This window comes from Paenibacillus sp. R14(2021) (assembly GCF_019431355.1).
Taxonomy (GTDB): domain Bacteria; phylum Bacillota; class Bacilli; order Paenibacillales; family Paenibacillaceae; genus Paenibacillus_Z.
This window is the reverse complement of the sequence record NZ_CP080269.1, coordinates 1,916,738-1,929,000: the sequence shown is the minus strand read 5'-3', so window position 1 is coordinate 1,929,000 and position 12,263 is coordinate 1,916,738. Positions and strand designations below refer to the sequence as shown.

General features: G+C 55.9%; 8 protein-coding genes. All 8 read left to right on the top strand.

The features are described 5' to 3' along the window. Nucleotides 1-19 precede the first annotated feature (19 nt). From KXU80_RS09130 to KXU80_RS09095, 8 genes are read left to right on the top strand one after another with little or no spacing between them, the layout of a single operon-like run. Nucleotides 20-646 carry a CIS tube protein gene (locus KXU80_RS09130; RefSeq protein ID WP_219837882.1) on the top strand — a complete coding sequence of 209 codons (627 nt, stop codon included), beginning with the start codon at nucleotides 20-22 and terminating at the stop codon, nucleotides 644-646. A gap of 3 nt (nucleotides 647-649) precedes the next feature. Beyond that, complete coding sequence (locus tag KXU80_RS09125; RefSeq protein WP_219837881.1) at nucleotides 650-1,750, top strand: phage late control D family protein; 1,101 nt, start codon at nucleotides 650-652, stop codon at nucleotides 1,748-1,750. After that, complete coding sequence (locus KXU80_RS09120) at nucleotides 1,747-2,460, top strand: phage baseplate assembly protein V (protein ID WP_219837880.1); 714 nt, start codon at nucleotides 1,747-1,749, stop codon at nucleotides 2,458-2,460. Before KXU80_RS09125 ends, KXU80_RS09120 begins: the two co-directional genes overlap by 4 nt. Before the next feature lie 25 nt (nucleotides 2,461-2,485). Continuing rightward, nucleotides 2,486-2,884 (top strand): GPW/gp25 family protein, encoded by a 399-nt coding sequence (locus KXU80_RS09115; RefSeq protein ID WP_219837879.1) that lies wholly within the window; start codon nucleotides 2,486-2,488, stop codon nucleotides 2,882-2,884. Nucleotides 2,885-2,909: 25 nt separating this feature from the next. Next, nucleotides 2,910-5,996 carry a baseplate J/gp47 family protein gene (locus tag KXU80_RS09110; protein ID WP_219837878.1) on the top strand — a complete coding sequence of 1,029 codons (3,087 nt, stop codon included), beginning with the start codon at nucleotides 2,910-2,912 and terminating at the stop codon, nucleotides 5,994-5,996. Between the two features lie 21 nt (nucleotides 5,997-6,017). Continuing rightward, nucleotides 6,018-8,354, top strand: coding sequence for a putative baseplate assembly protein (locus KXU80_RS09105; RefSeq protein WP_219837877.1), 2,337 nt, complete (start codon nucleotides 6,018-6,020; stop codon nucleotides 8,352-8,354). Between the two features lie 17 nt (nucleotides 8,355-8,371). Next, nucleotides 8,372-10,498: a phage tail protein gene (locus tag KXU80_RS09100; protein WP_219837876.1), complete on the top strand. Its 2,127-nt coding sequence runs from the start codon at nucleotides 8,372-8,374 to the stop codon at nucleotides 10,496-10,498. A 33-nt stretch (nucleotides 10,499-10,531) separates the two neighbouring features. Next, the gene (locus KXU80_RS09095; protein WP_219837875.1) at nucleotides 10,532-12,217 is read left to right on the top strand and encodes a hypothetical protein; all 1,686 of its coding nucleotides are present in this window, start codon (nucleotides 10,532-10,534) and stop codon (nucleotides 12,215-12,217) included. The last annotated feature ends 46 nt before the right edge of the window (nucleotides 12,218-12,263 follow it).

Here is a 12,263-nt window from a genome sequence, read left to right as displayed (position 1 = left end):
AAGGAGGCGCGGAGCCGGCATGGCTTTGAAGAAAGCGAAGATTATCGTCACCCGGGGCACGGGAACCGAACAGCTGGAAGTGCTGTTTAATCCAAGCGAATACAATCTTGAATCCGGCAATACGTTTGCGTGGCAGACCATTCCCGGCTTGCAGACGCCGATCGCGCAGTTCATCAGCGGCGAAGCGACGACGCTTTCCATGGATTTATTTTTCGATACGTACGAGAAAGCGAGCGATGTCAGGCTGCTGACGGCCAAGGTGTCCAAGCTGCTTGATGTAGACAAGGATCTGCATGCACCGCCTAGCTGCCGATTCGTCTGGGGATCGCTGGATTTCAAAGGCGTTGTAGAACGCGTTTCCCAGAAATTCACGATGTTCCTCGATTCCGGCCTGCCGGTCCGCGCGACGCTGAACGTTTCGTTCCGCGCGCTGCAGAGCATGAAGGAGCAGTATCAGAACATCCCGCGCCAATCCGCGGACCGGACGAAGCAGAAGACGCTGAAGCAGGGCGACCAGCTTTGGATGATCGCTGCGGAAGAGTACGAGGATCCCGGCGAATGGCGGGCAATTGCGGAAGCGAACGGCATCGATAATCCGAGACAGCTGCGCACTGGCCGCAAAATCATCGTTCCGAGGCTGGAGTAAACGATGGCAAACGTGAAATTCGATAACAGTACCTATACGTTCGACGCTTTGGAACAGAAGTACCGGAATTTCTTCGCGCCTGCTTTCGAAGTCATGATCGACGGCAACAGCATGATTCGGCAGAGCGTTGCCATCTCGACGATCCGAGTGAGCACAACGGTCGATCAGAAGGCGGATTCGTTCCATTTTACCGTAGCGAATGCGTTCGATCCCATCAAACGCGAATTTCAATGGATCAACAGCTTTCTGGCCGTTGGCAAATACGTAGAAATCAAGATGGGTTACACGGACAAGCTGGAGACGGTCTTCTACGGCATCATAACGTCGGTAGATCTCGATTACCCTTCGGACGGCAATCCCACGGTGAACATATCCGGCATGGATATTTCGTTCCTAATGATGAAGGGAGCGCACTCCAACTCCTGGAAGGAAAAGAAGGACAGCGACGTCGTCAAGGTAATCGGCGCAAAATACGGAGCAACGCTGAAGGTGGATGCGACGGAGGTTACGAAGCCGATCATCGAGCAAATTAGAATGACGGATTTTCAGTTTCTGAACAAGCTGGCGAAAGACAACGACTTTGACTGCTTCGTCGTCGGCAAGACATTGTATTTCCGCGAATCGAAGAACAGCAAGACGCCGGTCATTACGCTGATGTACGGCAAGAACCTGCGCAGCTATTCCACGAGCGTCGATATATCGAACCAAGTCAGCCAGGTCATCGTTCGCGGATTCGATCCGAAGACCTCCAAGGCGATTGAAGCCACTTCCGGCCAAATCGATATTATTGGCTCGAACTCGCGCACGGGCAAAGATATTATGCGCGCGCTGGCCGATTACACCAAAGAGTACGTGTACACCAATGCAACGACGATGCAGGAAGCGCAGGAGCTGGCGGATGCGATGATGAACGAACGGGCAATGGATCTCGTAACCGGTTCCGGCGAAAGCATCGGCATTCCGGAGATTCGCGCCGGACGCTACATCAAGCTGGACGGGCTCGGAGCCAAGTTCAATCAGCCGATGTATTTGACCCAGGTAACCCATTCCATATCATCATCCGGCTATACGACGAGCTTCGAGGTAGGGGGAAATGCAATATGAATAACGGCATGTACGGCTCGAGCGGTTCGGGCTCCGGCGGCGTGGAAGGCGTTATGCTCGCGCTCGTCACGAACAATAAGGATCCGGATAAGCTTGGCCGCGTGAAGCTGAAGTTTCCTCACCGCGAAATCGATCAGGAAACCGACTGGGTCCGCTGTTTAACGTTCATGGGCGGCAAAGATCGAGGCAGCTTGTTCGTGCCGGAAGTGAATGACGAGGTGCTGGTCGCGTTTCATATGGGCGATTTCAACCAGCCGTACGTGATCGGATCATTATGGAACAAGACGAATCCGGCGCCGGCAGGCGACGAGAACAACAATATACGTAAGATCAAGTCCAAATCCGGGCATGAGTTCATCTTCGACGATACGTCATCCAGCGAGAAGATTACGCTGAAGACGAAGAAGGGCAGCAAGCTGGAGTTCACCGACAGCGGACCGGAGATCAAGCTGAGTGACGACAGCGGAAACCATCAATTGACGATTACCGGCGGCACGAGCGGCAAGCTGACGCTGAAGAGCTCCACGACGAAAGTCGAAATCGCGGCATCCGGCGATATCACGATCTCCAGCAGCAAGGAAATCGCAATCAAATCGACGCAGATTAAGCTTGAAGCAACGGCTGCGCTGAATTTGAAGGGCGGAGCGACTGTTGACATCAAGTCGGATGGCATTATTAATATCAAAGGCTCGATGGTAAAAATCAATTAATGCGGGTATGAAGGGGGCGGCAAGGATGGCAGCGTTTCTGGGAAGAGGCTGGAAATTCCCCATTGAGGTCGATCCCACGACGGGACGGATCAAGACGGCGGAGAAGGAAGACGATATCGCCGAGGCAATCCGTATCATTCTTGGCACGTCCAAGGGCGAACGCGTGATGCGGCCGGATTTTGGCTGCGGCATACACGAGTTCGTGTTCGAGACGACAGACGAAACGACGCTTCGTTTATTGGAAACGAATATTCAAGAGGCGATCCGCATATGGGAGCCGCGCGTACATGAAGTGGAGGTTCATGCCGAAACGGACGGTATTCACGCAGGCAAGCTGATGCTCCATATTTCGTATGTCGTCCGGAGCACGAACAATCTATTTAACCAGGTCTACCCTTTCTATTTGGAGGAAGGCACGAAGTAGCTGACAAAGGGCGGAGCAGGAAACCATGACGAACAATACTCGAAGCGGGGCGCTTGCGCCGCAGGCAATCGATAAGCGCGATCTGGCTTCGTTTGCCCGCTGGATGAAGGAGACGGCCCCTTTCTATACGCCGGAATGGCGGTTTTCCCCGGACGATCCGGATCCGGGCACGGCGCTTTTCTTTCTGGCGGCGAATATGCTGCAGGAGAATGTGAAGCGTCTAAACCGTGCGCCGGAGAAGAATTTCATCTCATTCTTGAACATGCTGGAGACACGCCTGCAGTCGGCTCGTCCTGCCCGCACCAATGTTGTCTTTCGTTTGAACGAAGGCGCGTCAGAGCCGGTATGGATTCCGAAGGGCACACAGCTGACGGCGCCTTCTCCGAATGGCGGCGAAGAGCTCATCTATGAGAGCGATCGAGCGCTGCTCGTGACGCCGGCACGGCTTACGGACATCATCAGCGTGAGTCCGGCGCAGGATGCAATCGCGCTGGCAGCGGACAACTACAGCGAGCGCCTTGCGGCCGACAAGGGCGACATCGGATTATTTCAGGCTGTGCAAGGGACGAACTTGCAGGAGCACGCGTTATATTTACGCGAGGACGATCTGCTTCATGCAACGCATCCCGCTGTCATTAAAGTGAATTTCTACCATTCCGCCAAGAAGTACAAGCAGCCGCAGCTGGCTGAGATCATGGCGGATACGACCTGCCTGGAGTGGAGCTACTATTCGGAAGGCGAATGGGTGTCATTCGATCATGTAACCCCAGCGGTATCCGGTATCGTGTTGCACAAATCAGTCGTCAAGCCGGTGGATAAGCTGATTATCGGCGGCATAGAGGGCCGTTTCATCCGCTGCAGGCTGAAGTCGCTTGAAGGCGCTGCGAATCCGCTGCTCAGCCAAGACGTGGAGCTCGATGAGATTACGCTTACCTCGGCTTTTGACCCGAATGCCGGCGTGGACGGCATAGCGCCGTCGATGCTGATCTATAACGATATGGAACTGAGCCCGGATGGCTTCTATCCATTCGGGGAACATTTCGCGCCGTACTCGACCTTCTATATCAGCAGCGAAGAAGCGCTATGCAAGCGGGAAGGCAGGCTGAGCATCCGGTTTCGGATGAAGGCCGTTGCTTCCGCGCTGCGCACGGCGCCGGATCCCGAGATTCGTTGGCGTATGATTATGCGCCGGGCGGAGCTGGAGAAGAAGGATCCGCCGCGCATTCGCATTCAACGAGTGCTGTGGGAGTATTGGAACGGAAGCGGCTGGGTGAAATTTCCCGGCAGCGAAAGCTACGAAACGATGTTCGGCGAGCTGCCGGAGGATGAGGACCTGCTCTGCAGCGTATCGCTTCAATGTCCCGAGGATTTGGAACGCACCTTCGTCAACGCGCAATTCGACTATTGGATACGCGTTCGAGTTATTGCGATGGACAATATGTATGCGCCGGAAATGGTGTACGTGACGCCTTGGTTGAACGAACTGAAGCTTCAGTATTCGTACGGTGACCGCAGCTTTCCGGCGGAATCCGCAGTTGCATTCAACAATGCCGCGATGCGGGATTTGACGCTGGAGGCGGGAGGCGGGAGCGGCACGCCGTTTCGAATATTCGAGCCGATCGACTGCGAGCATCCTGCGGTCGTGCTGGGCTTCGATGTGCCGCCGGTTAAAGGGCCGATTTCCCTATTTGTTACCTTGGCGCCATCCAAATGGGAGGCGGTCAAGCGGCCATGGGTGGAATGGGAGGCACTTGTACGTGAAGGCACAACGGTCCGCTGGATGCCTCTTTCCGTCATCGATGAGACGAACGGCTTTACCGAGAGCGGCTCCATTCAATTCGCTGGTCCGCCTGAGCTAAGCAGTACGCTGCTTTACGGCAGGGAACGATACTGGCTGCGCGCGGTGAATCGGGATGACAGCTATGATGCGTCGGATTTCGCGCGTCCTGCAGCCAATCGGCTCGATCTTAACGCCGTCTCGGTCCTTCAACAGCGCACGATTACGGCGGAAACGCCTGAACGTTCACGCGGCATCTACCGATTGTCCCGATCACCGGTCATCGCCGAGGAAGTCTGGGTCGACGAAACCGAAGCGATGACGCTGCATGAGCTGGAAGCCCATGTACGCCAGTCGCCGGAATCGATCGAAGTGCTTTACGACAGCGAAGGTCTTGTGCAGCGCGTATGGGTACGATGGAGCGGCGTCGATTCGTTCCTTGCTTCTGCTGCCGATGATCGGCATTACGTACTGGATGGCTCTGCCGGCACAATCACGTTCGGCGAAGGCATTCACGGGCGTGCGGTTCCGGGCGGAGGTCCGGACAGCATTCGCGTCAACTATAAAGTCACGGCCGGCGAAGAAGGCAATATCGGTGCAGGCGAAATCAAGGGTCTGCTGCAATCGATCGCATTTATCGCTGGAGCAACCAACCCGGAGCCTGCAGGCGGGGGCTGCCACACGGAACGGCTGGAAGCGGCGATGCTGCGCGGACCGCAGCGGCTCAAGCATCAAGGCCGCGCCGTAACAGCGGAGGATTTCGAGTGGCTGGCTAGAGAAGCGTATCCCGGACTAACGAAGGTCAAATGCCTGCCGAACCGGAACGTGTACATGGAGCACAGCTTAGGTTCGATTACGCTGGTCGCGCTCTCTGTACCGGGTGAAAGAGGCTACGCGCTGTTCCCGGCATTGAAACGCCAGATTGAAGCTTATTTGATTGAGCGAGCTGCAAATACAGTTGCCCATGCGCCGTCCGTGCAAGTCATTGCGCCTGCTTTCCTAGAGGTGTCCGTGACGGTCGTCGTGACAGTTGAAGCGCTTGATGACGTGCTGCCCACAGAAACGGCATGCATCGACAAATTGACGCTGTTCCTGGATCCGCTGAAGGGAAAGCTGGACGGCCGAGGATGGGAAATCGGCGAAACACTGCATCCGTCGTTGTTTTATTCCCTGCTCAAATCAATTCGCTCGATCAAAAACATCGATAAACTCTATTTGTCCATGGTGAAGGTCGAGGACGGAACCAGAACCGAAATCGATCCGGCCAAACAATCGCAATTCCCGCATGCACTGCTGTGCAGCGGTTCGCATAAGGTTCACGTACAAACGAACTAGCCAGGAAGGAGGTGAACGTCTATGCTGCCGACGCCTAATTTGGATGACCGCCGCTTTCAGCAAATCGTGGAGGAAGCGCGCAAGGCGATTCCAAAATTTTTGCCGGAGTGGACGGATGAGAACGCACATGATCCCGGCATCACGATGATCGAGCTGTTCGCTTGGCTGAGTGAAATGCAGCAGTTCTACATCAACCGCGTTCCGGAACGGAACCAGCTGAAATTTTTGAAGCTGCTTGGGGCAAAGCCGCAGCTGGCGCACAGCGCGCATACCGAAGTGAGCTTCACAGGCGCCGATCGCAGCCGCGTGCTGCCGAAGGGAACGAAGCTGCTTGCGCAGGATCAACCGTTTGAGACGGTCGTTCCGCTCACGCTGCATCCGGCCAGTATCGAGCGGATACTCGTCCGAACCGAGAAAGAAGCGAACGATTATACGTCGACGAACGATCATGTCGGCGTCTCTTTCTTTGCGTTTGGACCTGAGGCCCACAAGGGCAACCGACTTTATGTCGCATTTGACCGCGAGCTGTTGCCGGGTGATACGATCACAATGGCGTTCACCCTTTATGACGACGGCATCGTTCCGCTCACGCCAATTAAAGACGCATACAAGACAATCGTGCCGTCGGCCAAGGTTTCTTGGAAGTTCTACGGAAGCAGCGTTGACGATTCAGGCGCGAACGCGGTACAGGCCGCAGATTCGAACGAGCTCGAAATGGCGGATATCACTGCACGGGCAGGCGGCCAGTCGGCATGGATGCCGCTGCAAGTCGAACAGGACGAGACGGTTCACCTTATGTACAGCGGCAAAATGACGTTCAAGGTACCGCATGGCATGCTGCCGGTTATGGTGCATCCAGCCAACGATCGCGGCCGCTATTGGTTTTGCTGTACGGTGGAGCAGGCAGGCTACGAGAATCCTCCGCGCATCGAACATATTGCGCTTAACACAGTGCAGGCCGTGCAGCAAGAAACGTTCAGTGAGCTGTTCTATGCGGACGGCAACGGCGAAGAGGTTCAACAGGTGCGCGTATCATCGTATTTGGCAGCCTTTGGCCGCATTCGCGTGCAATCTCGTACGGAAGACGGCAGCTGGGTGGACTGGCATGAGACCGCCAAGGCCGACATTCATTCAGCTGTCGCGCAGGTGAAGCGGACGTTCCGTCTGCAGCAGCTGACGGAACTCGGCGAAGCGCAGATTACATTCGCAGGCAGCGAGACGGAGACAATTCCCGTACTCGGAAGAAATACAATGCGCATAATTGCCTATACGGAAGCGTTCGAGAATCAGGCGTTTATCGGGCGCACGAACGGACTGCCCCGCCAGAAGCTGCCCGTTTACGATGATCCGCTGCAGAACGGAAGGTTCACTCTTCAAATCGGCCGTAAACAGTCGGATGCCGAATGGCTGTGGGAGGATTGGCTGGAGGTTGAACATTTTGATAACTCGGGTCCGGAAGACCGCCATTTCGTATTTCATGCAGAGGAACGAGAGCTGCGGTTTGGGGATAATGAACGCGGACGTGTTCCGGCTGCCTGCGAAGAGCCGAATATTTGTGTGATCGCATGCGAAGTCGGCGGAGGAACAAGAGGGAATGTCAAGCCGCATCTGATTAACGAGATCGTTTCGATTCAGCCGGAGCTGGATTACGCCGCGGCAAGCTTAAGCGTAACGAACCATCAGTTTGCTTCCGGAGGAACGGAGAAGGAAACGCTGGAAGCGTGCATCGAGCGGGTTCGCCATGAGCTGCAGCAGCCTTTCCGCGCCGTAACGGCTGAGGATGTGGAGTCGATTGTTGCCCGGACCCCCGGACTGCGAGTCGCAAGGGTCAAAGCGCTGCCGCTCTACATGAAAGGGCTGAAGGATTACCCGCGCAGCCAAGCGCCCGGGCAGTTGACCGTTGCTGTCGTGCCGTACAGCCCGTCCAAGACGCCGACGCCGAGTCCGGGCTTCCTGCAGTCGGTCAAGCGCCATTTGGACGAGCGAAGGCTGATTACGACGGAGGTTCATGTCATTGCGCCGGCGTATATCGGAATTACCGTGCATGCCGTTATCGTGGTCGAGCCGCATTTCGTTGACGAGGGCAGGCAGATCGTGTCCGCGCTGAACAAGCTGCTGAAGCCGCTTGATGGACGCGACGGCTCTAAAGGCTGGACGTTCGGGCGAACGGTGTATAAAGGCGATTTGTTCGGCGTCATGAACGAGATGAAAGGCGTCGCTTATATTCAGGAGCTCTGGCTAGACGCTCAGGGTGCAGGTTGGGCGAAGTCATCAGGCGGGGATATCGAGCTTCCACCGTACGGCTTGGTCTACTCCGGCGAGCACGAAATCGAGTTAATCAGCCGAAATAGCGTATAGACGTACAAGGGCCGCATTTGAATGCCGCAGGCCGTGAGGAGGTGGACGAACTGGAGCAGGACACGCTGTTTTTCTCGCTCAACAAGGAAAGCGATTGGGCGGGCAGCAGTAAATCGAATTTGGAATGGACGCCGAAGGGACTGCAGATCGCGCAAACGCAAAAATACGGCATTCGGAACACGCTTCGCCTGCAGGATTTGGACGGCATGCATGAAGCCCACGAGTTCGTCATCGGCCCTTACGGCCGTTTGTACGTACTGGATCAGGCCAGCGATGTGTGGATGTACGATGCCGAGAGCCATCATCACGAGAAGCTGTTTCCAAGCGGTCATGGATTATTCGGCGTTCGATCCATGCTGGCCGTCATCGGTGAGACGCTGCTTGTCGCGGATCCCGAGCAGCAGCGCTGCGCAGCCTACGCAATTGGGAATGCGCAAACCTATTGGAGCTTAACGCATTGCAAGGACATCGAGCTGCACCCGCTAGCAGCGGCATCCGACGAGCATTGCTTCTACATCGTCACGCCGCTGAAGGTGGAGCAGCATGAGGACGGCGAGGCCGTCGTGCCTGCGGGAACGGGACTTGCCGTCGTCCAAATCGACCGCAGCGGACAGTTCGTCGGCATCTGCACGGATGAGAAATGGCTGCTGAAATCAGCCGTGAAGCTTCGCTTCCTGTACAAGCGCTTCTATGCGGCCGTAACACCGGAGCGCGGCGTATATGTCTTTGACAGCGAGGCGCATATTCTGCACGGATTCGCAAAAAGCGGGGAGCTGATTTCCCGCATTTACCTGCCGTCGCTGCGGTTCGCGGGACTCGCTGTCGATTCGCAGAATCAGCTGTACATCGGGGATTCCCGGTACATCGCCGACGAGGGTGAAGACGACCGGTTCGTGCTGAATTTGGGCGAGACGGGCGAGATGATCAACAAGGTACCCGGCTTCCGCGGTAAAGCGGACAAGCTGATGTTCGACGCCCGGGACCGGATGTACATTCTGAACGCCGAAGAAGGAACGGTAACGGTGCTGGAGCTCCAGCCGAGGACGCTGGAAAGCGAAGATACCGGCCGACTGGAAGGCGTCTGTCTTACGACGGCGCTCGACAGCACGGAAGCAGAGACGGTCTGGCACAAAATGGTGCTGGAAGGCGATTTTCCGGATGAGACACAGGTGCGCATTTCGTACTTCTGTTCGGATTCTCTCTACCAAATTATTGACGGGCGCATGCTGCTTATGGACGATTTCATTTGCGACCCAAGACGTGACATGCCGGAGAAAATCAGAACCTTGGCGCCCTTCTGGTCGCCGCCCGTAACGAATCCAGGAGATGCGCTGTTCTTCAATGCCAAGGGTCGCTACATGTGGCTGAAGATCGAATGGATCGGAAGCGAGCGCAAAACGCCCTGCTTGTCGAAGCTGCGCATTGTTTTTCCAAGAAACACCTACTTGTCTCATTTGCCTGCGATTTATCAGGAGGATCCGAGCGGCTTCATGGAACGGTTCCTGGCGTTGTTCGGCACGATGTTCGACAGCGTGGAGGCGCAGGCGGACGAGCTGCCGAGGCACCTCGACAGCGAGCTTGCGGAGGGGCCGTACCTCAAATGGCTGGGGAGCTGGCTCGGCATCGAAGTCGATGAGCATTGGAACGACGATCAGATCCGGCGCTTCATTCGCGAAGCCCCTCAGCTGTACCGATACCGTGGGACGCGCCGGGGGATCGAGAAGATGGTCGAGATTTATACCGGCAGCAAGCCGCACATCGTCGAATACTTCGAGTACAAAATGATGCGGGAATCCGCCGAGCTGCGTCAATTGACGGATATGCTTTACGGCATGCACGCTTGCAGCTTCTCTGTGCTTGTCACGACGGAGCAGGCGCCGACGGAGAAGCATCGTCATATGCTTCAGCGCATGCTGGATGAGCAGAAGCCCGCCTTCACGGAAGCGCGGCTCATCGTCCTTCAGCCGTGGATGTACTTGGATATGCACACGTATTTGGAAGTCAATACGCTCTTGTCGGAGCCGTCCCTTCTGCGCATCGATCCAAGCCGCTCGATGCCGAGCGACACGATTATCGTTGATGTGGACCGCGACCGGCGGCTGGATTTACATACAAGGCTTGGCCTGGATTCGGAAATCGAGTAGTACAAGTTCAATCCATTTTTAGGAGTTGATCGTGTGAAGAAGAGCAGGTATTACCCTTTTGAGCGGAATCGGTATTTCTATGGAAAATTGCTGACGGTCCGCGATTTCGAGTCCGAGCAAAAGTATCTCGGCGACAAGCGCCGTCTGATGAACCGTCTGCTCGTCGGCAGCGGCGTCGTGTCCGGCATGCATGTGGTTGCGGTGGACGATAAATCCATTACCGTGGAAATGGGCGTGGCACTCGATTACGCCGGCCGCGAAATCGTCATTCCTTCACCGACGACGCTGAAGCTGTCCATGATCGATGGCTTCACGAACAATGAGTACAAGAAGAACGTCTACCTCTACGTCGCCTATGACGAGAAGGGCAAGGAGCCTGTTCATGCGATTGCGAACTCCGCGGTTCGTTCCGAGGATGTCAGCGAATACAACCGCGTATTGGAAAGCTACCGGCTGTTCATCAAGGAGGAGGCGCCGGATCCGGCTTCCTTCGAGCATGTGCAATTGACGGAGAGCATAGCGCCCATCTATCAGGACGGTCAAGTCCGCATCTACCAGCGAATGCCCAAATACGTGAACCCGGAAAGCATCGTGGATGTAACGCTTGTCGTCGAGAAGACGCTGCAGACGCCGAAGATCTCATTCGCCTTTGACTATGCCTGCGAAGGCTTCACGCCTGTTGGTACGGACAAAACTAGCATTCAATTTACGGAGCCTGGCGATGGACAAGAGACTGAATATACGTATACCTATTCGGTGAAAGCGGCAAATTGGGCGGAAGGACGCAAAGCTTCACTGTCGCTCCTAGCCTCGAATGCCTTGCTCACGATCGGCGATTCGCGCATTCCGCTGGACAGCAGCCCGAGCCATGAAGTCGAAGTGATTAAAGCCGCCGCGGCGGATCGCATCATGCGCGATTATTACAACCGAACACTGGATCAATCCATCGACGGCGTGTCGGAGCAAAGCGTGTGCCTGGCGAAGATCAGCCTTCTTCAAATGGGGCCGACTTACATGATCGAGAGCGTGGACCGTGTGCCGTTCGGCGAGTACGTGTACAATCCTTCCCACCTTCAGCGCGTAGGCGGTTCGGGCGGAAGAGAGAACAACGCGAAGTTCTTCACGTCGTCGGAAGCATTCCAGCTTCCGTACGGCAAGGCGCCTGAGCTGGATGTGAGCTACAACCCAGAGCGCAGCGAGTTTGCCTTCAAGCTCGGCGTGCCTCAGCCGCAGCATATGCAGGATGAGATGGCGACAGGCACCGTAACCGTGGAGATGGAGCCAAGCAGCAAGAGCGGCTTGTACTTCTTCTCCCGCGGCCAGAAGAATTATGTCACCGGAGAAATTGAAAGCGGCTTGGGGGAAGGACAGCTCTACGTTATGGTCGGACTGGAAGACAAGGACATTAACGTGACCTCCGATCTGCTGCAAGCGAGCGATCAGGTGTATTACGGGGCATCGGACGTGTTTAAAGGCAGCGAGTTTGAGTCCCAGCTGCCGAGCGTGACCTTCGGCACGATCGTTTATCCGGCCAAAGGATCATTCCGCATTGGCATGAAGCTGAGCCAAGCGACAGAGACATCGGCGATCAAGCTGCGCTGGTGGGCCTTCAAGAAGCTGCCTGGCGCCGATTCGGCAGTCCTCGTGGAATCGGCGGCAGCAGCCGCCGGGAGCATTGCAGCCATGCGCGAAGCAGCCGCCGGCAAGGAGAAGTCATAAGTCCTAGTTTAAAAGGGGGAAGCGCAGTTATGCGCTTCCCCCTTTT